The organism is Pelagibacterium nitratireducens (assembly GCF_037044555.1).
GTDB lineage: Bacteria > Pseudomonadota > Alphaproteobacteria > Rhizobiales > Devosiaceae > Pelagibacterium > Pelagibacterium nitratireducens.
Window position 1 is genome coordinate 432,902 of the sequence record NZ_CP146275.1, and the last position, 20,175, is coordinate 453,076.

The following is a 20,175-nucleotide window of genomic DNA, read 5'->3' on the forward strand; positions in this document are numbered from 1 at the left end:
GCATGATCGGAGGCAGCAACAACCTATGCAATTTCATCGCTGAAACTGGTGCTGGCACGTGCAAGTTCGATAATGTCCTCGCGCGTTAGAAGGCCGCGCTTCAACGCCAGTTCAGTGAAGGGGCGCCCCTCGGCGACAGAGGCGCGAACGAGTTTTGAAACCGCGGCGTATCCTAGCTTTGGCACAAAGACTGTCGCTAGAGCGGGGGACTGTATCAGGTTCTCCAACGAGCGGTCGATGTCTGCCTCGAGAGTCGCAATGCAGCGCTCGGCCAAAATCGGGACTGATTTCGAGAGAAGATCGATTGAGTCCAACAGCCTGAAGGCGATGACGGGTTCAAAGTGATTGATCTCTAGCTGTCCATGCAGGCACGCGAGTGAAACCGTCGTGTCGTTGCCGATGACGGCGAAAGCGACTTGCTGCATCATCATCGGTAGAACGGGATTGATCTTGCCAGGCATGATGGACGAACCGGGCTGCACCGCGGGAAGCCGCAGTTCACCCAGGCCGCTGTTCGCATCTGACGAGAGGACAATGAGATCGGAAGCAATTTTCCCGATAACCTCGGCGCAGATTCGAATTTCCGACGATATTCGCGCAAACCCGTCAGCGTTCTGCATTGCGTCGAACATGTTTTCGCCGGGCCGCACGTCGTCTCCGATGATGTCGCGAAGATGCCTATACACGGCGTCGCGATAGCCGGGGGCGGCTCCGAGACCTGTACCGATGGCGGTTCCGCCAAGAGGTAGGAAAAGCATGTCGTCGCGTAGCGCGGCCAATTTTTCCACCAGCCGCCTGATCGCCGCCGCGTATCCGCCAAAGGCCTGCCCAAGCCTCATCGGCTGCGCCGCTTGCAGGCAGGTCCGACCAACCCGTAGAACATCATCAAAATGCTGGGCGCGGCTCTCCAGCGCTGCAGCGAGCCGCGACAGGACGGTGATCAATGTCTGGGATTTCTCGTAAATCGCCAGCTTGATCGCAGCCGGCACGACATCATTTGTGGATTGCCCCATATTGACGTGATCGTTGGGGTGGATTCGCTCCCATTGGCCAGGCTCGTCGCCCAGAAGCTGCAGAGCGCGGTTGGCGATCACCTCGTTCATATTCATGTTGGTGGAGGTGCCGCCCGAGCCTTCCAGCATGTCGATGACGAACTGATCGGCATGGAGGCCACTTTCGATTTCCACAGCCGCGTCCTCGATCGCCCCTGCTATATCAGCGGGCAACACACCAATATCGCGATTAGCCGCCGCAGCTGCACGTTTGATGCGCGCAAGCGCCCTGAGCAGTTCGGGCGCATCGCCGAGTTTTCGAAACGAAATGTTGAAGTTTTCTTGGCCCCGCAACGTTGCCACCCCATAAAGCGCTCCGGATGGCAATCGCCGGGAACCCAGGCTGTCGGTTTCGGTACGTGTGTTCGGCATGCTTATTCCTGCGGACGGTGTGATGTCTCGAGAATGGCAAATTGGACATCCTTTTTGAACGCAAGAACTCAGGTATCAGCGAGATCACTCATCAGCATTATATGTATTCATACTTGTCATTGATCATTGCTGGGCTTCAGCTAACGGGATAGGCGGATCCCGCATGGGAGGACTAATCTGATGCCGAAGATCGCTTTTATTGGAACTGGTGGAACCATTGCGTCGATCGGAAGCGGCCCGTTTGACCTGCTTGATTACAATGCTTCAAACGCGCGCGTGAACGCGCGGGCGATACTTGACCGGACCGGGCTGGCGGAGACGATTGGCGATATTGTACCGATTGATTTCAGGACCTTCGATAGCTCGGCCGTCTCCCATACTGACTGGTCAGAGCTGGCGGACCTTTGTTGGGAACTGGCGCAGGACACGAGCCTTACCGGAATTGTTATCGGCCACGGAACAGCCACCCTTGAGGAGACTGCCTGGCTGCTTTCCCTCGTTCTCGATCTAAACGTCCCTGTCATTCTAACGGGAGCGATGCGCCCGCTGTCGGGTTTGTCCTCGGATGCCGGGGCGAACCTGGCAGCAGCCATTCACGTCGCAGACGCCGCGTATCGAGGCCGAAATTGTGGCGTCTTTGTCGTTCTCAATAACGAGATACATGCGCCGCGCACTGTCACAAAGGCACATACCCTGCGGCTCAACGCGTTCAAGTCGCCCTGGGAAGGACCTATAGGCACCGTCGATGGGCTTGCTGTTAGGTTTACACGGCAAGAACTGCACAGAAGACCGCTGTCGTTTGGGCGTGGTCTCCTGCGCAAGCTGCCGCGCGTGGATATCGCCTACAGCTATGTCGGGGCTGATGGGTGCGCGATCAAAGCCTTCGTGAACGCCGGGGCGAGAGGCGTGGTTTCGGCCGGGTTCGGTCCCGGTATGGGAACGCCTGCGGAAACAAAAGCGCTGGCGGAAGCGATAGAAGCGGGGGTGATCGTCGTCCAGTCTTCCCGTACAGGAGCGGGGAAGGTGGTCGACAGCGCCGGCCATAGAGACCTCGGCATCATAGCCGGCAATGATCTCAGCCCTCAAAAGGCACGCATAGTGCTCGCGCTCTGTCTGGCGCGGGGCGACACTCGCGACGAAATTGGACGCGCCTTTCAGTCTATCTGAACGTCGCCGAGCAACTCAGGCGTCCAGACCATGTCGTCAGCTAGGTCCTTAAGCCACGGTATCTGCGTCACGGTCCGGTCCTTTGTGTGGCGTCTCAGTAAATTACGTGCCGTCTCTGCTATGCGCGAACCGAGCGGTTCGAGTTCGCCGCACCGGGTTATGAGCATCAGTTCCCTTGAAAAGCCGGGGCTGGGCAATGGCAGCACGGTCAGCGATGAAAGATGGCTTGCGCCTTGAGCGAGGCAGAGTGGCGTCGTGATTGAGATGCCAACGCCACCCGCCACCATCGCGAGCAGCGAATCCGAGGTATCAAATGACAGCACACGCGGATGCTCAATACGTAGCCGTCTTAGATGCCGCTCCACCTGCATACCCATGTGCGAGCGCGCACTGTAACGGATGAGACGGCGCTCGGACAAAACATCGCGCAGGGGCCTGTCGCGCAGCGTTTCGGCCCAGGCTCGTGGACAAACCAGTACGAAAGGTTCGCGAAAAAGCGGGAATCGCATCAGCCCGTCAAGCTCGTCCATCAAATCGGAACTGACAGCAGCATCGATTTCGTGGCGCGTGAGCGCTTCGGCGTGTTCACGCGCCAGACCCGAAAATGCTGTGATACGCAAAGCAATGGCGCCTTCCATCAGTTCGCGGATCAGGAGCGGGCCGACCGTCGATGCGAATGTATCGACCAGACCGAGACGAAGATCCTGGCGTTCGGGTTGAGATGCGGTCGTTCGCACCTCCTCGATCGCGTGCCCGGCATGCAACGCGATTTCTCGAATATGGCCAACGAGTACCTTCCCCGCGTCGGTTGGTACGAGTGGTCTGCGGTCCCGGTGAACTAGCTTTACGCCAATCTGGGCCTCCGCGCGCTTGGTCGCCTGGGATACCGCAGACTGAGTCATGCCAAGTTGGGCGGCCGCGGCGCTCATGCTACCCGTCTCGATGACGGTTACGGCGATTTCTAGCGAATGCAGGTCCGGTAGTGCCATTTTCAGATCAGACGGATGTATTGAGGAGGCGTTACCGCGGCGATGGTCATTAGGGATGCCAAATTCACATCAACAATGATAGTGCGTGTCTGATCATGTTCGATGCTTGCCCCCGCTTTCGTAGCGGTGTTCGATCCTCGAGATGCATTGTCAGATCCTGGTGTTCATACGATATCCATGCGCATAAGACAGACGCACGGCTGTTACTGGCACGGATTTGTCCCAAGTGATACGGTCTATCACAAATAGGGCCGCCCCTTCGACAGTTTCGAGCAGGCCGGCCAACTTCTGATCGGCGTTGATGGCCGAAAATGCTATATCACCGGCCGTGTACGGTGCGTTTTGGATCAGCCATTCATTGGCGCTGACATTGGTGAAGTCAGCGAGTTCCATCCCCGGAAGAGCGGCCGGGTTGATCCAGCGGTCCTCGTGCGAAAATGGATGATTGTCGGCATAGTGCACGCTTTCAACGTGCAGCAGTGATGTGCCGCGATCAAGGCCGAGCTTGCTCGAGATCTGAGGCGGAGCCTCCTCCATGGCCTGAGTGAGAAGTCCATAGCTCCACTGCGCGTTGCGCTGCTCCACTTCGAGCCGGATGATGGGAATGTCGAGCACGATGCGGCTTGCCGGGTGCAATGCCACCCTGGAGCCCGCCTTGCGGCGGCGATCGATCAGGCCGGCATCGGCGAGTTCGCGCATGGCGCGGTTGACTGTCGTGCGGGCGCAGCCGAACTCACTGGCCAGGTCGGCTTCATTGGGCACGGCGCTGCCCGGACGCCATTCCCTTTCGTTGATACGTCGAAGGAGTTCGCTGTGAACACCGCGCCAGGATCTGGTTTCGATTTGTGTCATAGACGGTCCTTAAGGGAACTCATCGTTTTCCTGTATCGGCCAACAATGCGGTCGCGATCGATATGATGCCCTTTATGCACGAGGTGGCGCCCGGCCGACCATACGTCGGCGACCATCCTGTCGTCACCTGCGAAGACGAAACTGTCGAGAAGCGCATCGCCCCTGTGGTTCGCGAGATCTGTGGCAGTGGTATCAAGCGCCAGTAGATCAGCCCAATTGCCGCTGGCGATGGCGCCCGACTGTCGTTGTACCGCTTGCGCGCCTCCTCTGACGGTACCTGCAAAAAGGACTCGGCCGGTGGATTCCCGTTCCGTAGCCAGGACGGCTCGGAGCCCGTCGCGTAGGCGCTGGGAATATTCGAGAGTGCGCAACTCCTCCGAGAGCGCGATGCGTATATTAGAATCCGAGCCGACCCCGAACCGCCCGCCAGCGCCAAGATAATCGGTGCCGTTGAAAATGCCGTCGCCGAGGCTGGACTCGGTGATGGGGCACAGCCCTGCCACCGCGCCAGTCTGCGCGAGGCGCAGCGTTTCGTCCTGTGTCATTTGCGTGCAGTGGATGAGGCACCAGCTCTCGTCAACGCCATGGTTGTCGAGCAACCATTCGACAGGTCTGCGCCCATAGACCGCCCTAACCTCGTCGACCTCACCGACCTGCTCGGCCAGATGCATGTGGTGCGGCCGTCCGGCGGCCATCGCGATGGTCGCGTCGAGACCCTCCGGGCCGACCGCGCGCAGGGAATGTGGAGCAACCCCGAGGCTGGCGTCCGAGGGCAGGGCTGACATGATTGTCCCGGCGCGCTCATGAAGTTTTGCGAACCGTTCTGGCGTGTTGCCGAACCGGACCTGGCCCCGGGCCAGTGGTGCGCGGTTACACCCTGCGTACTGATAAAGCACCGGCAGCAGAGTGAGTCCGATGCCGGTCGCTTGCGCGGCAGCGGCAATGCGGCCCGAGAGTTCGCCGATGTCAGCGTACGGCGTGCCATCGGGCTGGTGGTGGACATAATGAAATTCGGCCACCGACGCGTAGCCGGATTCGAGCATTTCCATTTGTACAAAGGCAGCGATTGCTTCGACATCTTCTGGCGTCAGCGCCTCAAGGAAGCGGAACATAAGGTGCCGCCATGTCCAGAAGGTATCGCGCGCCGCGGGCCCCCTCCGCTCCGTCATACCAGCCATGGCGCGCTGAAAGGCATGAGAGTGCAGATTTACCGGCGCCGGCAGCAAGGCACCGAGCCTGCGATCCGTCGGAGCAGGAGGCACACCTGCTTCGACTGACGCGATAAGACCCGTGTCGCTGATCCCGACGCGAACGCTGTCGGTCCAGCCGTCACTCAGCAAGGCTTGCTCGGTCCACAATGACTTCATGACGAAACCCCATTGACAATCCAATATGTGCATACATAATAACTATAAACACGATATAAACAAGGCGCAGGTTGATGCCCTATCTGCTCACAAACGCCACACTGGCCACAATGGAACCCGCGTCAACGCCCTTTGGTCTCGTTGAAGACGGAGCAGTGGCCGTCGCTGATGGCCGTATAGCCTGGTGCGGGCCGCGAACTGGGCTGCCGCCGCAGTTTTCCGGTTTAGGCGCGGTTGATCTCGGCGGGCGCCTTGTCACGCCCGGCCTCATCGATTGTCACACCCATGTGGTGTTCGGAGGCGACAGGGCTCGCGAGTTTGAACTGCGGCTTGAAGGCGCCAGTTATGAACAGATCGCGAGGGAGGGCGGGGGCATTGTCTCAACCGTCCTCGCCACCCGCGCGGCCGGCGAAACAAATCTGTTGTCCGAAGCTCTCACGCGGGTCGATCCCATGATCGCTGAAGGCGTGACAACGCTGGAAATCAAATCCGGATACGGATTGAGCATAGCTGACGAGATTAAAATGCTGCGCGTGGCGCGTCAGATTGGCCGCGCGCGGTCAATCAGGGTGATCACCAGCTATCTGGCCGCCCACGCGGTACCGCCCGAGTACGAGGGCAGGGCGGACGACTATCTCGATGAAGTCGTCCTGCCCGGCCTCGACGCGGCTTTCGCTGAAGGCCTCGTCGACGCCGTTGATGGGTTCTGCGAGGGCATTGCTTTCTCTCCTGAACAGATCGAACGCGTTTTCAGTCGGGCCGAGACGCTGGGCCTGCCGATAAAGCTCCACGCCGAGCAATTGTCCAACCTTGGCGGTGCGGCTCTGGCTGCCCGCTATAAAGGTTTATCAGCCGATCATCTGGAATATCTTGATGTCGAGGGCGTCGAGGCCATGGCCAAAACCGGAACCGTTGCGGTGTTGCTGCCCGGGGCCTTTTATACCTTGCGTGAAACGCAAGTGCCTCCCGTGCAGGCGTTGCGCGATGCCGGTGTTCCTATCGTGGTCGCCACTGATTGTAATCCGGGCTCGTCACCTCTGAATTCCCTCCTTCTGGCGCTTAACATGGCCTGCACGCTGTTCCAGCTCACGCCCGAAGAGGCTTTGGCCGGTGTCACCCGTAACGCTGCCCGGGCTCTTGGTCTTGCCGATGCCGGTATCATCCGATCGGGATGCCGCGCCGATCTTGCGGTCTGGGCGGTCTCCCGTCCTGCTGAACTTGCCTATCGCATCGGGGCCAACCCGCTCTATCGCCGCATCCACGCTGGAGTTCTCTTGTCATGATACTTACCCCGGGCGCCGCAACTCTGGCGCAGCTCGAAGAAATCTATCGCACCGATTGCACGGTCATGCTCGATCGCGATTTCCAGCCAGCGGTGCAAGAGGCCGCGCGGCAAGTTGCCGCTGCAGCTGCGGGAGACGTCGCCGTCTATGGTGTGAACACCGGCTTTGGAAAGCTCGCAAGCGTACGCATCGAGCCTGGAGATGCCGCTCGGCTTCAACGCAACCTCATCCTTTCCCACTGCTGCGGTGTCGGTGATCGCACACCGGCATCGATGGTCCGGTTAATGATGGCGCTCAAGCTCTTGTCGCTGGGGCGCGGGGCGTCCGGCGTACGCTGGGACGTCATCGAGCAGATAGAGTTTTTTTTGGCCAAAGGCATTGTACCGGTTGTACCCACACAGGGATCGGTAGGCGCATCGGGCGATCTCGCCCCGCTCGCCCACATGTCCGCCGCCATGATCGGTGAGGGCCAAGCCGATTTCAGTGGCCGCACCATGCAGGCCGAGGCGGCGCTCAGGGCCGCCGGACTTGAACCCTTGACGCTCGGGCCAAAGGAAGGGCTGGCGCTGATCAACGGCACACAATTTTCCACCGCCTTCGCCTTGGCCGGTCTTTTCGACGCCTGGCGCAACGCCCGCACAGCGGTGGTGACCGGAGCCCTTTCGACTGACGCAATCATGGGCTCGACCGCTCCATTCGAGGAGGAAATCCACGCCCTGCGCGGCCATCGCGGCCAGATCGAAGTGGCGGCAGCGCTGCGGTTCCTCATGGCGGGTTCGGCAATCCGTGAAAGCCATATTGAGGGCGACAAGCGGGTTCAGGATCCCTACTGCATTCGCTGCCATCCCCAGGTGACCGGTGCGAGCATGGATCTGCTGCGTCAGGCGGCGGCGACCCTGGAGATCGAAGCCAACGCCGTCACCGACAATCCGCTGGTTTTGTCGTCGAGGGGCACAATCGTGTCCGGCGGCAATTTTCACGCTGAACCTGTAGCCTTTGCGGCCGATCAGATCGCGCTTGCTGTGGCTGAAATCGGCGCGATCGCCCAGCGCCGTGTCGCCCTCATGGTCGACCCCGCACTCTCGTTCGATTTGCCACCCTTTCTATCTCCCGATCCGGGGCTTAACTCGGGTTATATGATCGCAGAGGTCACCACGGCGGCCCTGATGAGCGAAAACAAGCATCTCGCCAATCCATGCTCGACCGACTCCACGCCGACCAGCGCCAATCAGGAGGATCACGTCTCCATGGCGGCCCATGGGGCGCGGCGGCTCGTGCAGATGAACGTCAATCTCAGCCAGATTCTGGGCATCGAGCTGCTTTGCGGCGCGCAGGGCGTCGAGTTCCGCTCGGGTTTCAGGTCCAGCCAGCCTCTCGAGGCCGTCATTGCCCGCTTGAGAACTGACTGCGCGGCGGTCGATGAGGATCGCTACCTTGCCGATGATCTCTCCCAAGCGGCCGATCTAGTGAGGACAGGTGCCATCACCGATGCTGCCAGCCTTGACGATCATCTGGCCCTCAGAGTCCTCTGATGGAGCCGCTCACCGTAACAAGGGGCAAGGGACCCATTGTTCTCGCCATGCCGCACTCGGGCATGTGGGTGCCGCCGGTGATCTGGGCCAGGCTCAACGAGCGCGGCCGGCGGCTTGCCGATACTGACTGGCATCTCGACCGGCTCTACGAGGGGCTTGTTCCCGACGCCACCATAATACGCGCCAATTTTCACCGCTACGTGATTGACACCAATCGAGACCCCAGCGGCAAAAGTCTTTACCCAGGACAAAATACCACCGGCCTTTGCCCCATCACTGATTTCGACGGTCGCGCAATCTATCAGGAGGGTATGGAGCCGGACGCCTCCGAAATCGAAGGTCGGCGCCGAGCCTATCATGGCAGTTACCACGCAGCTGTCGCCGATGAACTCGAGCGAGTACGGAAAGAGCATAGCATTGCGGTTCTTTACGACTGCCATTCCATTCGTTCGCACATACCGTTCCTCTTTGATGGAACGCTGCCTGACTTCAACGTCGGCACGAATGGCGGTGTGACATGTGATGTGCTGTTTGAGCGGGCGGTGACCTCCGTCTGCGCGGCCGCCGATGGATACACCAGCGTGCTGAACGGCCGGTTCAAGGGAGGATGGACGACCCGGCACTATGGTCGTCCGGAGCAGGGAATCCATGCTGTCCAGATGGAGTTGGCTCAGTCCACCCATCTGGAGGCCGAATCTCCGCCTTTCGCTTATAGCCGGACCAAGGCCGACAGGCTTCGCCCCTATCTCGCATCCGTACTCGAAACGCTTGCCGCTCAGGCGCGCACGCTTGCCAAGGAGGCATGATCAATGTCCCAGACCCGTCGCAATGCCCGTGACATCTTTCCAGCCACCGGCACTGACATCACCGCCAAGTCCTGGCTGACCGAGGCGCCAATGCGGATGCTGATGAACAACCTGCATCCCGATGTGGCCGAAAATCCGCATGAGTTGGTCGTTTATGGCGGCATTGGACGGGCGGCCCGCAGTTGGGAGGACTTCGACCGAATCGTCGCGAGCCTCAAAAGGCTCGAGGATGACGAGACATTGCTTGTCCAGTCTGGCAAACCGGTCGGCGTTTTCCGCACCCATAAGGATGCTCCGCGCGTTCTGATCGCCAACTCCAATATCGTTCCCCACTGGGCCAACTGGGATCATTTTCACGAGCTCGATCGCAAGGGTCTGATGATGTACGGCCAGATGACCGCGGGCTCCTGGATCTATATCGGCACCCAGGGCATCGTTCAGGGCACCTACGAGACTTTCGCCGAGGCAGGACGCCAGCACTATAACGGTGATCTCAAAGGCAGGTGGATACTGACCGGCGGGCTCGGGGGCATGGGCGGTGCCCAGCCGCTTGCCGCCGTCATGGCAGGGGCATGCTGTCTCGCCGTGGAATGTGATTCTACGCGGATCGACTTCCGTCTGCGAACCCGCTATCTCGATGAACGTGCCGAAACTCTTGACGAGGCGCTCGAAAAGATCAGAAGCTGGGCACAGGCCGGCGAGGCGAAGTCGGTCGGCCTCTTGGGCAATGCCGCCGAAATTTTTCCAGAACTCGTCAGAAGGGGCATTCATCCTGACATCGTGACCGATCAGACCTCGGCTCACGACCCCGTCAACGGCTATCTTCCCAAGGGCTGGACCATGGACGAATGGCGCGACGGTCGCGAGCGCGATCCCAAGGCCGTGGAAAAAGCGGCGCGTGCCTCGATGAAGGAACACGTCGAGGCGATGGTTGATTTTTGGAACGCAGGGGTCCCCACGCTCGACTATGGCAACAACATCCGCCAGGTAGCCAAGGATGAGGGGCTGGAGAACGCGTTTGACTTCCCCGGCTTCGTTCCGGCCTATATCCGTCCGCTGTTTTGCAAGGGCGTCGGGCCCTTCCGTTGGTGCGCGCTCTCCGGCGATCCTGATGACATCTACAAGACCGATGCCAAGATGAAGGAATTGTTTCCGGAGAACGAGCATCTTCACAATTGGCTGGACATGGCGCGGGAGCGTATCCCGTTTCAGGGCCTGCCGGCACGAATCTGCTGGATCGGCCTCGGTGACCGGCATCGCGCCGGCCTTGCTTTTAACGAGATGGTCCGTAGCGGCGAATTGAAGGCACCCATTGTTATCGGACGCGACCATCTCGATTCCGGCTCTGTGGCCTCGCCCAACCGGGAAACTGAAGCCATGCTGGACGGGTCTGACGCGGTCTCGGACTGGCCACTGCTCAATGCGCTGCTCAATACCGCGTCGGGCGCCACCTGGGTCTCTCTGCATCACGGAGGTGGCGTTGGCATGGGCTTTTCCCAGCATGCGGGCATGGTCGTTGTGGCCGATGGAACCGATGACGCGGCACGCAGGCTAGAACGGGTACTATGGAATGACCCGGCAACCGGCGTGATGCGCCACGCCGATGCGGGGTATGACATTGCCCGGGATTGGGCCCGCGAAAAAAACCTCGATCTACCCGGAATCTTTCAGGATTAAATACACAGAACACTGGAGCGGCGGGCGTGTACGGTGCTGGGCTGTTGTCGCATGACCATGCGGTATCAGGGCAGCCGTGTGGATGATGTCGATCTCCGGGATCGAATGAAGGCAATTGCCCATGAACGCCGGCGCTTTGGATATCGGCGCCTGCATGTGCTATCGCGCCGGGAAGGCTATGTGGTCAACCACAAGCGCCTGTTCCGGATGTATCGGGAAGAGAAGCTCTCGGTGCGGCGCAGGGGCTGCCGGAAACGTGCCCTGGCAACGCGGGCCCTGATGGTCATCCCCATAGCACCCAACGAGCGCTGGTCGTAGGACTTTGTCTCCGACCAACTGACCGACGGACGCCGCTTCAGGGTTCTGGCCATCGTGGATGACTGCACGCGCGAGTGCCTGGCGCTCGTCGCTGATACATCCCTCTCAGGTCTGCGAGTTGCCCGAGAGCTCGAGACGATCATGGCGGCACGTTGCAAACTGAAGATGGATTGTCGGCGACAACGTCCTATGTCGGGAATTTTTGCTGCGTAGGTCCGCAGGTCATGGGGCACCCGGCGCTCCGGGTGCCCTTATAAAGTTGCCCAGACGGGCTCTGCCGTCAAGAAATGATCTCTTCCATAGCAAACAGGGTACGCGCTGTGGCGGCCCTCACCGTCCTTGATACGAGATCCCAAATCCCAAGCAGAAGGCCCGAACATTATCTACGAGGTCAGTGAACTGCCTCCACGGCTCCGACAGATGGAGGTCCTTCCGCCTGGGCTCGCCCCCTCAAAAAAGGGGCGATAGGGTTCGCCATGCTTAAGCACGGCGTGAACGGTGCGCGCCATCTTGGCTGCAATGGCAGTATAGGCCTTGCGGCGCAGATGGGCGTTGTGCCGATCCTTCGAGATGTATCGCTCGAATTTATCCCTGAAGCTATTGGTCCGTTTGAGAACTGCGGTTTGGCCACCTCCGTATGATTTGCTCGTTGATGCCGAACTGGGTGTTAGGCTTTTCGTCGGGCTCTGGGTCTACCGCCCTGAATGTCAGCAGTGTCACATTCGTGGACAAAACCGGACATTCCGGAATCGGCCATAATTTTGCAGTCGGCAACGCGCCCCCATTCTGGCCGTTCATTTGGCTGTATCCGCCTCCCGAAAGCCGTCCGTACCCATAGGCCGCCTTCTCGGCAAAGGCGGTGGACCAAACTGACCATCTATTGACAAACCGCGCGCTCTGTTTATTTATTTATCGATGCGTAAGATCGATCCTGAAGTGCATGCGGAAAAACGGCGACAGATTCTCGATGCCGCTTCGATCTGCTTTGCCGAAAAAGGCTTCGAGGCCACCCGTACTGCCGATATCTGTCAAAAGGCTGGGATCAGCTCGGGCAAGCTTTTCCACTATTTCAAGAGCAAGCGCGATGTGTTCGCCGCCATCTTCGCGCAAGGAAAATCCGAAGACACAGCTCGGCTCAATGAAGCGTCGCGTGCCCCGACCACGGTCGCGGCACTCGTCGGATTCTTCGAAGAAGCGCTTTCGCATCAGGGCAATCCTGTGTTGGCGGGGTTGCTGTTCGAGGCAATTGCCTTTGCCCGCCGCGATGCCGAATTCGCCCAGGCCCTCGAGCGGGACGAGTTGCATACGCGCGACCAGCTTGTTGCGCTCGTGGAAACGGCCATTGCCAAGGGCGAGGTCGCACCGGGGACGGATCCGCTTCAGGCCGCTGACTGGCTCATGGGGCTGCACGACCTCACCATTCTGCGCGCCGTCTGGGATCGCAAGCAAGCACCGGGGACCGATCGCAGCATGATCGAGACCCTGGTGCGCTCCATTTTGAGCGCCTCTCAACGTCAACCGGGAACATCTGGAGAAAACTCATGATACGCTGCCCCATCCGGCAAGCTCCCATAAGCGCTCTCGCTGGCCTAACCTTGGCGTTTGCGGTCGGGATCGCGCCTGTCGCCTTGGCCGATGATGCCTGCACGAACACGTGCATGGCGATCACCGATGTGACCGTGCTGAGCATGGTCCCTGGCGCGGCCCCGCTCGAAAGCGCCACCGTGTTGATTGCCCATGGCCGCATAGCCTCAATCATGTCACCGGACGAGGCCGCAGTTCCGTCCGGCTACACCGTCATCGACGGTTCGGGCCGCTACCTGCTTCCAGGGTTCACCGACATGCACATGCATTTTCTCTCCGAGGACATCCCGGAACTCGAAGTCACCGCCGAGGATATTCTTGCCCCTTATATCGCCCATGGAGTGCTGCAGGTCGCCGATCTGGCTGCGACAGACGCAAGCAATGCCATCCGCGACCGCGTAGAAAGCGGTGAGGCGATTGCACCATTCCTTGCGACCGCCGCTATGGTCGATGGCGTACCTGCTATGCGCGACGGCGCGCGCGAAATCGCTTCCCCCGAAGGGGCCGAAGCGGTCGTTGCACAGATTGCTGCGCAAGGCTTCGATTTCGTCAAGATTTACAGCCAACTCGATATGGATACGTTCCGCGCCGTGCTCGATGCTGCCCAGAAACACGGAATGCGTGTTATCGGCCATATTCCTGGCGGCCGCGCCACCCAGCCTGTAGACGTGCTCGTGCCCGGCTTTGCCATGGTCGCCCACGCAGAGGAATTCTCCTGGCGGGCAAGGGAAATGAGCGACTCAGAAATCGCCGATATCGTTGCCCGCCTTCTGGAAAATGATACAGCGCTGACAGCAACCCTGTTTCTCAATGAACAGATATTGGCCCAGTCCCGCGACCCAGACATCCTGGCCAGCGTTCCGGGTCTTGAGACGGTGCACCCGATCGAACTGATGCTGTGGTTCGAGATGAACCACTACATCGAGAACACGTCACCCGAGCGGATCGCTCAACTCGAAGCAGTCGTCGATTTCAACGCTCGCCTGATCTCCGCGGCATCCCAAGCAGGTGTCACCGTTCTCGCGGGTACCGATGCCGCCTTTGTCCCGGGCCTGGCACCGGGACTGTCGCTGCATCGGGAACTTGCGGCAATGGTGGAAGCGGGCATGAGCGAGATGGACACGCTGCAATCCGCGACTTCAGTACCAGCCCAATGGCTTGGCGTGGCCAACGACCGGGGGACAGTCGAAACTGGCAAGCGCGCTAATCTGGTCCTGCTTTCAGCTGACCCTCTTGAAGATATCGCCAACACCACCAAAATCGAGGCGGTCATTTTCGACGGCCAAATATTGGATCGGGTCGCGCTCGACGCGATATTAGCCGATCTCGACGCACTTTATGCGCCTTACCGTCCTTGGTTTTCTCCCCATGCCACCGAGTTGCTCAGCGATTGAGGCACGGCAATGTGAGATGGTATCAGTGACCGCTTGCCGGTGCGCGCAACACATGCGCGAACGACCGCAATGGGTCGGCAGCTAAACGGCTGCTTCCTTCGGTTCTCCGCCACAACCGAACCGTCCGGTTTCGGCCCCGCGGCAGCCGGTCTCAGCGTTTCTCTTTTGGCCAATCACGGCCATAGGAGACCTGAAATGGGATACTCACGATATGATGCTGCAGCCCGAGGACGGGCTGCATGGAATGCAGGCAAGACCGTAGGGACCAAGCGTCCCCTGACGCAGAAGCAGATCTGGGCAATCCGTTTCTTCCTGGATCGGGAAGGACGAGTTCGAGACCGTGCGCTGTTCGATCTCGCGATCGACAGCAAGCTCCGCGGATGCGATCTGGTCAAGATCAAGACCGGTGACTTGGTCACGGGGCCGGAAATTCGAACCCGGGCAATGGTGGTTCAACAGAAAACTGGACGTCCCGTGCAGTTCGAACTCACCGGCGATGTAAGAGCCAGCCTTCTCACCTGGCTCGAGAGGCGAGCGGGCACTGTCGGTGATTATGCGTTTCCAAGCCGCGTCGACCACGACCACCATATGAGCACGCGACAGTATGCCCGTTTGGTCGATGAGTGGGTCACAGCCATCGGCCTTCGATCATCAGACTACGGAACGCATTCACTCCGAAGAACGAAGGCGGCCATGATCTACAAGGCCACCGGTAACCTCCGCGCCATCCAGATCCTGCTCGGACACACCAAAATCGAGAACACTGTTCGGTATCTCGGTATAGATATCGAGGATGCTCTGCTTTTGGCTGAACGGACTGAAATATGAGCTAGGAGCGGTCATCCGCTCAGAATGGATGACCGCTTCGCAATGCAGGCCATTCGCTCACAGATGCCGACACGGGGGTGGGAAGGGGACTGACTGCTTTTCGTCAATTCAGCGGGAAAAGCAGTCGTTGGCGGTGGGTGATTTCGGACCGTGACCAAGTGTCATGAAGTAGGTCGTGACGAGCTCCGCCTAATTGTGGCACAATCTCGGCAAAGACTTGGGCCATTGGGGGATTCGACTTGGCCGACTGGTATTTCGCCGCGGAGGGGGCGCCCGATGGTCCGCACAATGAAGAAGCCATTCGCGGCCTTTTTCTATCGGGCCGGTTGAATGGCGACACTCTCGTCTGGAGCGAGGGCATGCAACAATGGGCATTGCTCCGGCTGCAGAAGCCGTTTCAGAACCTTCGCGTCCCACCGCCACCGTTGCCGCCTCAAGAGCCAATGGTGAAGGACATTCCAGCGCCCTCGGCTGCGGCTCCCGTGGTTGAGAAGGTGGAGCCGAAGCCTTTGCCTATTTCCCGCAATTCTTGGGCACCCGTGAGGGACGAGCCTGTCGCGTCCGAAGACGAGAAACCCGATGGTTGGGGCGAGCCGATTTTCGTTCCGGCCGCCGAGCGGCACGAGCTGAGCCAGAACAGCCCTTGGTCTCGCTATTTCGCTCGGGCACTGGATCTGACTATCACCAGCTATCTTGCAGGCTTGGGCGTCGGCTATGCCTTGGCTTACCTGCAACCGAGCCTCTACTTGCAGCTTGTGAGTCAACAGGCTCAGGTCCAAAACCTGCTCCTGTTGCCGGTCGCATTGATCCTCAACGGAATCGTGACCGGCATCTTCGGCACAACGATCGGCAAGTCGGTAATGGCGCTGCGGTTCACCTACCTCGCCGGCCACCTCGGTCTGGTGGGTCAGATCGTCCGCGAACTCAAGGTATGGATTCAAGGCCTCGCCTTCGGCATTCCGATCGTGTCGATCTTCTCCGGCGTCTTCCAATACCGCCGTGTAACTAGGGGTCTGCCGGCGAGCTACGACGAAGGAATCGTGCTGGTGAAGCAGGACGATATGCCTGGATGGCGTCGCGCCATCGGGATGCTCTTTTGCGCCTTGGTCTTCGTTGGTGGGATCGCGTACAGCGTCTGGCCCGAGCCCGTTAACTATAGCCCACCCAGTCCGGCTTCGGTCATCACGATGGAGTGGACCAACCCAAACACCGATAAGCGCGTGATGTTGCCGGCAGGTTGGACCGCTTCGGCTGAGGACAATGGCCAAGGTGCAACGGTCTACGTCTTCAACAATGCAGACGGCACGAAGCAGGCGATCTTCGGCGCAGAGGATGAGGTTGCCGGCGTCACCGACTTGGTAACCTACGGCAGGGCACTCAAGGCTGGCGTCGCGGGCACGATGACCTTCGGAGACTTTGCCCAAACGCAAACACCGGGCGTTCTGCGCGCGGACGGCACCTTCGACAGCGAAGGCTGGCGCGCATCGATGCTTATCACCAAGGTTGGCACCACGTTCTGGCGCATCGTCAGCATCGACACTGCCGCCGCTGGAGGCGACGTGACCGTACCCGCTCTCGCAGCAGCACTGTGGAGCACGACGAAGTAAATGGACTCGTGGAATTGGAGGCTAGTCCACCAGGCCGAATGTCGGCTTTCGATTTTTTGGAACTCCCCCGTGAACGCCCACCATGGCGTCGACTGCGGAACGTCTGCTTTCCCCAATTCCTCGCCGAGAACGGGCAGTCCGCTGTGACTTCAAAGCCGCCAACGTAAAACTGTCTTTTGGGGCGCTTTGTGGAGCGCAGAAACGAACAGAACGACAATAACCATCGGCAATTTGGCTTTTCCGCACATTCCCTAAAAGGATCCGTTGTGCGATCGACAACCCCCCTTTCCGCACCTTCTTTTTTTGCGACTTGCCTCAGGTGCAGGGGCTAATACCTACGCCCCGGCAAAACGCGAAACTGCAAAAGGGCAGGGAGGTATGGAGAGGGGCGGGGAAATGTCCGTCGAAACGGCGATGGCGGGGCAAGGGCCGCGTTGCCCCTTACATCCACAGGCTGATCTCGGTGCGCTCGATATAGCGAAACACCGTATTGGCCGATTTCCAGCCGCCCATTTTCATGAGCTTAAGCACATCATGCCCATCCACGAACAGGGTTTGCGCTGCACCGACCCGCAAGGAATGCCCGCTGATCGCTTGGTATGTTTCGGGCGGTAAGTCTGCCCGTTCAGCAATCTCTTTGAGCAACCGCGAAATCGAATGCCCCACCATGTGCCGCGCGATCGGGCGGCCGCGATAGACCGGTCGGATCAGGGGGCCGGCTTCAAGCCCGGCTGCTTCGATCCAATCACAGACAATTTTGGCGGTGGCTGCAGAAAGGGTAATCACGCGTCCGTCGCCTGTCTGATCGGTTTTGCCGCGCCGAATGAGGATCGCAAGGTCTCCCTGCCGGTCGGTAACGAGGTCTTTGACATCAAGCGCGGCGATTTCCGAGCGTCGGCACAGGCCCTCGAACCCGAGCGCAAGCAACGCCTTGTCGCGCTTGCCGGCCAGATCATCGGCGCAAGATTTAAGCAGTTTGGCGCGCAGGGCCCGATCGATGCCATGGGCCTGGCGCGGCCGGTTGGGGCGATGACGCTTGATGCGCCTCATCGCCAGCCGCACGGCTTCGGTTGCGGCGGGATTGGAAAGATCGAGCGCACGGTGCACGCGAACGATCGCGGCGACCCGCCGGACCAGGGTTGCCGCCGAGAGGGTTTGGATCATCTCGTTGAGATAACGCTCGAGCGTTTGTGGGTCGGCAGGCAGTGCGCACAGGTCCTTCTGCGCACACCAGGCGGCAAACAGACGAAAGTCCTTGCCATACCCGGAAATCGTCGTGTCGGCATAAGCGCCGCGCAACCGCTCGAGCACTGTCTGCCAATCGGGGACGGGGTCGGGGTCGCCAGGGGGCGGCCCGTCCAAAGTCACAAGATTAGTCATGCCCAACCTCCTTGAGCTCGCCCTTGGCAGAGCGTCGAACGAGGTTCCAGAGAACGGCAATACCGGTCACCCGCCAGATTGAGCGGACAATCTTTGCGCTGATGATCACCGCCAGGGGTTTGCCGAACACCACCCAACCGACCGCAATGGTGAAATACAGATCATGCTGGAGGGCCGGACCGGCGGTAAACCGGGGCAGGACCAAACGCTCGATATCGGCAATAAGCGCCTGGAGGCTCGTGCCATGGATCGGGGTGCCGGCCCAGGCGATAAAGCCGGCGCCGGTTTTGGACGCGATGTCGCGGCGGAAAAGGTCGGGGTTTTTGACGCAGGCGCAGTGAAACGCGCCTGCGCCGTCGCAGACGATAGCGATCATTTTCATGATAGTCGCTCCCTACGCCAGATCGGACGTGGGACGACGATCGGGACGATCGACGGTCAAAATGAAAAAATGAGTATTTGGCGCGAATACGCCTTCAAGAATGCGCGCGAGCGCGCTAGGGCTTGTGTCAGCCATCTTCGACTCCTGTGCAAGCAGGGTTGATATGGTCAGGCCGTCTCGGTGTACCACCACCGGGGCGGCCGCTTTTCAAGGCGACGCACCCAGCCTGACACGAAGCCCCGTTTGAGCTTCGATTCGTTCAGCCTAGCACCAGGCGGGAACGAAACCAGAAAATGGTCCCGGCAAGGTTAACGCTGATCATTTAGCTCAATTGCGATCGATGGCACTCGGGGCTCGCAATCGCCTGCATAATTTGCTGTTGTATGGATCTGAGCCGGATGGTGAGATATTTGAACATACCAAAGAGGGAAGCGAAAATGCGGTTCCTGCCATACACCTTCTTCATTCTTTCGGGAGCGGCGGCGGGCGTGGGCATGCTTTGTGCAATCTTGGCCTTTTTCTACGCCGACAGTTCTTACATCGATGGTACCGTCAATCTAGCGATGATCTATGGCGCGATTAGCATCTTCTGCTTTTTCTCCGCCCCACTCTGGTTTGCCGTCGGAAGGATGTTGCATACGCTCGATATGATCCGAAGAAACACGGATCAAAGTGCCGGGACGCTTTAGGCACTGTTGACAGAAGGGTTTCTTAATCGCTGCGCGGCGGTTCAAAGGTAAGCCTCCGTTGAGGGCCGCCTTTGCCTGAGCGGCCGATCTGGTAGCAAACTATCGCTATGGATATCCTTACAGATAGAAGCCGTGTGGAGCGGCTCGAGATTGTGGACACAGGCCGGCGCCGGCGGTTCAGTGATGCGGAGAAGATCCGGATCGTTGAAGAAAGCTTGTCGGCCCCGCGAATGGGTTCGGCGACCGCACGACGTCATGGAATTGCGGTGCCATTGCTTTTTGCCTGGCGCAAGGCGTATCGCGACGGCCAGCTGGGCAACGAGGCGGCTTCGTTTTATCCGGTACGCTTGGATGGGATTGGGGGTCATGCCAGCGATGGCAGCCTTCCACCAGAGCCGCCCACGGATGGATCAGCCAGTCCTGTCGAGATCGTGCTGCGCAATGGTCGCCGCATGATCGTACGCTCCGATATCGCCCCGTTTGCGTTGGGACGCCTGCTCGATGTGGTGGACCGATGATCCCGGTTCCAAGCGGGACCCGTGTATGGCTGGCGGCGGGCCACACTGACATGCGAAAGGGGTTCAACTCTTTAGCGCTGGTGGTCCAGGAAGTGCTCAAGCGTGACCCTCATGGCGGACATCTGTTTGTGTTCCGGGGTCGCAAGGGCAATCTGGTTCGCATCATCTGGCACGATGGCCAGGGGGCATGTGTTTTTACAAAGCGGCTCGAGCGCGGCCGCTTCCTTTGGCCCTCGCCGGCCGATGGTGTTGTGACGATCTCGTCTGCCCAGCTCGGATATCTGCTTGAGGGGATCGACTGGCGGATGCCGCAAAAGACTTGGCGGCCACTCTCGGCGGGATAGTCATATTGGACCGCGACACGGTGACTCATCTGGT

At 59.6% G+C, this 20,175-nt stretch carries 19 protein-coding genes and 2 pseudogenes; 13 read left to right on the forward strand and 8 right to left on the reverse strand.

Going from position 1 to position 20,175, the window contains the following annotated elements:
- Positions 1–23 precede the first annotated feature (23 nt).
- The gene (locus V6617_RS02275; protein WP_338608814.1) at positions 24–1,424 is read right to left on the reverse strand and encodes an aspartate ammonia-lyase; all 1,401 of its coding nucleotides are present in this window, start codon (positions 1,422–1,424) and stop codon (positions 24–26) included.
- 180 nt (positions 1,425–1,604) lie between these two features.
- Here V6617_RS02275 and V6617_RS02280 point away from each other — a divergent pair, with 180 nt between their 5' ends.
- Entirely contained in the window at positions 1,605–2,591 is a 987-nt protein-coding gene (locus V6617_RS02280; RefSeq protein ID WP_338608816.1) for an asparaginase, read from the forward strand.
- On the opposite strand, the gene V6617_RS02285 is transcribed toward V6617_RS02280, so the two are convergent.
- The 3 genes from V6617_RS02285 to V6617_RS02295 form a co-directional block, all read right to left on the reverse strand.
- The gene (locus V6617_RS02285; protein ID WP_338608818.1) at positions 2,579–3,580 is read right to left on the reverse strand and encodes a LysR family transcriptional regulator; all 1,002 of its coding nucleotides are present in this window, start codon (positions 3,578–3,580) and stop codon (positions 2,579–2,581) included. The genes V6617_RS02280 and V6617_RS02285 overlap by 13 nt on opposite strands.
- Positions 3,581–3,730: 150 nt before the next feature.
- Positions 3,731–4,432, reverse strand: coding sequence for a UTRA domain-containing protein (locus V6617_RS02290; RefSeq protein ID WP_338608820.1), 702 nt, complete (start codon positions 4,430–4,432; stop codon positions 3,731–3,733).
- The gene (locus tag V6617_RS02295; protein WP_338608822.1) at positions 4,429–5,799 is read right to left on the reverse strand and encodes a formimidoylglutamate deiminase; all 1,371 of its coding nucleotides are present in this window, start codon (positions 5,797–5,799) and stop codon (positions 4,429–4,431) included. Before V6617_RS02295 ends, V6617_RS02290 begins: the two co-directional genes overlap by 4 nt.
- Positions 5,800–5,873: 74 nt before the next feature.
- Between V6617_RS02295 and hutI the strand changes: the two genes are divergently transcribed.
- The 5 genes and pseudogenes from hutI to V6617_RS02320 all read left to right on the forward strand — a co-directional run.
- Positions 5,874–7,082, forward strand: coding sequence for an imidazolonepropionase (hutI, locus tag V6617_RS02300; RefSeq protein WP_338608824.1), 1,209 nt, complete (start codon positions 5,874–5,876; stop codon positions 7,080–7,082).
- Positions 7,079–8,614, forward strand: a complete 1,536-nt coding sequence (gene hutH / locus V6617_RS02305; protein WP_338608826.1) for a histidine ammonia-lyase — start codon at positions 7,079–7,081, stop codon at positions 8,612–8,614. Before hutI ends, hutH begins: the two co-directional genes overlap by 4 nt.
- A complete protein-coding gene (gene hutG / locus V6617_RS02310; protein ID WP_338608828.1) occupies positions 8,614–9,420 on the forward strand; it encodes an N-formylglutamate deformylase in 807 nt (268 codons plus the stop codon). The genes hutH and hutG overlap by 1 nt, the downstream gene beginning before the upstream one ends.
- Positions 9,421–9,423: 3 nt before the next feature.
- A complete protein-coding gene (gene hutU, locus V6617_RS02315; protein ID WP_338608830.1) occupies positions 9,424–11,097 on the forward strand; it encodes a urocanate hydratase in 1,674 nt (557 codons plus the stop codon).
- 15 nt (positions 11,098–11,112) lie between these two features.
- Positions 11,113–11,583, forward strand: a pseudogene (locus V6617_RS02320) (IS3 family transposase); the annotation flags it as partial.
- A 215-nt stretch (positions 11,584–11,798) separates the two neighbouring features.
- Here the strand turns inward: V6617_RS02320 and V6617_RS02325 are convergent.
- Positions 11,799–12,041, reverse strand: a pseudogene (locus V6617_RS02325) (IS110 family transposase); the annotation flags it as partial.
- A 289-nt stretch (positions 12,042–12,330) separates the two neighbouring features.
- Here V6617_RS02325 and V6617_RS02330 point away from each other — a divergent pair.
- The 4 genes from V6617_RS02330 to V6617_RS02345 all read left to right on the forward strand — a co-directional run bounded on the left by V6617_RS02330 (position 12,331) and on the right by V6617_RS02345 (position 16,828).
- Positions 12,331–12,960, forward strand: coding sequence for a TetR/AcrR family transcriptional regulator (locus V6617_RS02330; RefSeq protein WP_338608832.1), 630 nt, complete (start codon positions 12,331–12,333; stop codon positions 12,958–12,960).
- A 113-nt stretch (positions 12,961–13,073) separates the two neighbouring features.
- A complete protein-coding gene (locus tag V6617_RS02335) occupies positions 13,074–14,393 on the forward strand; it encodes an amidohydrolase family protein (protein ID WP_338608834.1) in 1,320 nt (439 codons plus the stop codon).
- A gap of 195 nt (positions 14,394–14,588) precedes the next feature.
- Positions 14,589–15,221, forward strand: coding sequence for a tyrosine-type recombinase/integrase (locus V6617_RS02340; RefSeq protein ID WP_338608836.1), 633 nt, complete (start codon positions 14,589–14,591; stop codon positions 15,219–15,221).
- 239 nt (positions 15,222–15,460) lie between these two features.
- Positions 15,461–16,828, forward strand: a complete 1,368-nt coding sequence (locus V6617_RS02345) for an RDD family protein (protein WP_338608270.1) — start codon at positions 15,461–15,463, stop codon at positions 16,826–16,828.
- Between the two features lie 441 nt (positions 16,829–17,269).
- Here V6617_RS02345 and V6617_RS02350 read toward each other — a convergent pair whose 3' ends face one another.
- From V6617_RS02350 to V6617_RS02360, 3 genes are read right to left on the reverse strand one after another with little or no spacing between them, the layout of a single operon-like run.
- Positions 17,270–18,208: a site-specific integrase gene (locus V6617_RS02350; RefSeq protein WP_338608838.1), complete on the reverse strand. Its 939-nt coding sequence runs from the start codon at positions 18,206–18,208 to the stop codon at positions 17,270–17,272.
- A complete protein-coding gene (locus V6617_RS02355) occupies positions 18,201–18,590 on the reverse strand; it encodes a hypothetical protein (RefSeq protein ID WP_338608840.1) in 390 nt (129 codons plus the stop codon). The genes V6617_RS02350 and V6617_RS02355 overlap by 8 nt, the downstream gene beginning before the upstream one ends.
- Before the next feature lie 12 nt (positions 18,591–18,602).
- Positions 18,603–18,725: a hypothetical protein gene (locus tag V6617_RS02360; RefSeq protein ID WP_338608842.1), complete on the reverse strand. Its 123-nt coding sequence runs from the start codon at positions 18,723–18,725 to the stop codon at positions 18,603–18,605.
- A 302-nt stretch (positions 18,726–19,027) separates the two neighbouring features.
- Between V6617_RS02360 and V6617_RS02365 the strand changes: the two genes are divergently transcribed.
- The 3 genes from V6617_RS02365 (at position 19,028) to tnpB (ending at position 20,141) form a co-directional block, all read left to right on the forward strand.
- On the forward strand, positions 19,028–19,279 hold the full coding sequence (locus tag V6617_RS02365; protein ID WP_338608844.1) for a hypothetical protein: 252 nt from the start codon (positions 19,028–19,030) through the stop codon (positions 19,277–19,279).
- Positions 19,280–19,386: 107 nt separating this feature from the next.
- Positions 19,387–19,797, forward strand: coding sequence for an IS66-like element accessory protein TnpA (gene tnpA / locus V6617_RS02370; protein WP_338606829.1), 411 nt, complete (start codon positions 19,387–19,389; stop codon positions 19,795–19,797).
- Complete coding sequence (gene tnpB, locus V6617_RS02375; protein WP_338606830.1) at positions 19,794–20,141, forward strand: IS66 family insertion sequence element accessory protein TnpB; 348 nt, start codon at positions 19,794–19,796, stop codon at positions 20,139–20,141. Before tnpA ends, tnpB begins: the two co-directional genes overlap by 4 nt.
- Positions 20,142–20,175 lie beyond the last annotated feature (34 nt).

Bases quoted from the DNA above. Each gene is read 5' to 3' on its own strand.
- tnpA (WP_338606829.1), top strand. From the start codon at position 19,387: ATGGATATCCTTACAGATAGAAGCCGTGTGGAGCGGCTCGAGATTGTG.
- V6617_RS02365 (WP_338608844.1), top strand. From the start codon at position 19,028: ATGCGGTTCCTGCCATACACCTTCTTCATTCTTTCGGGAGCGGCGGCG.
- hutH (WP_338608826.1), top strand. From the start codon at position 7,079: ATGATACTTACCCCGGGCGCCGCAACTCTGGCGCAGCTCGAAGAAATC.
- tnpB (WP_338606830.1), top strand. From the start codon at position 19,794: ATGATCCCGGTTCCAAGCGGGACCCGTGTATGGCTGGCGGCGGGCCAC.
- V6617_RS02355 (WP_338608840.1), bottom strand. From the start codon at position 18,590: ATGAAAATGATCGCTATCGTCTGCGACGGCGCAGGCGCGTTTCACTGC.
- V6617_RS02295 (WP_338608822.1), bottom strand. From the start codon at position 5,799: ATGAAGTCATTGTGGACCGAGCAAGCCTTGCTGAGTGACGGCTGGACC.
- V6617_RS02280 (WP_338608816.1), top strand. From the start codon at position 1,605: ATGCCGAAGATCGCTTTTATTGGAACTGGTGGAACCATTGCGTCGATC.
- V6617_RS02285 (WP_338608818.1), bottom strand. From the start codon at position 3,580: ATGGCACTACCGGACCTGCATTCGCTAGAAATCGCCGTAACCGTCATC.
- V6617_RS02335 (WP_338608834.1), top strand. From the start codon at position 13,074: ATGGCGATCACCGATGTGACCGTGCTGAGCATGGTCCCTGGCGCGGCC.
- V6617_RS02340 (WP_338608836.1), top strand. From the start codon at position 14,589: ATGGGATACTCACGATATGATGCTGCAGCCCGAGGACGGGCTGCATGG.
- hutG (WP_338608828.1), top strand. From the start codon at position 8,614: ATGGAGCCGCTCACCGTAACAAGGGGCAAGGGACCCATTGTTCTCGCC.
- hutI (WP_338608824.1), top strand. From the start codon at position 5,874: ATGCCCTATCTGCTCACAAACGCCACACTGGCCACAATGGAACCCGCG.
- V6617_RS02330 (WP_338608832.1), top strand. From the start codon at position 12,331: ATGCGTAAGATCGATCCTGAAGTGCATGCGGAAAAACGGCGACAGATT.
- V6617_RS02350 (WP_338608838.1), bottom strand. From the start codon at position 18,208: ATGACTAATCTTGTGACTTTGGACGGGCCGCCCCCTGGCGACCCCGAC.
- V6617_RS02290 (WP_338608820.1), bottom strand. From the start codon at position 4,432: ATGACACAAATCGAAACCAGATCCTGGCGCGGTGTTCACAGCGAACTC.
- V6617_RS02275 (WP_338608814.1), bottom strand. From the start codon at position 1,424: ATGCCGAACACACGTACCGAAACCGACAGCCTGGGTTCCCGGCGATTG.
- hutU (WP_338608830.1), top strand. From the start codon at position 9,424: ATGTCCCAGACCCGTCGCAATGCCCGTGACATCTTTCCAGCCACCGGC.
- V6617_RS02360 (WP_338608842.1), bottom strand. From the start codon at position 18,725: ATGGCTGACACAAGCCCTAGCGCGCTCGCGCGCATTCTTGAAGGCGTA.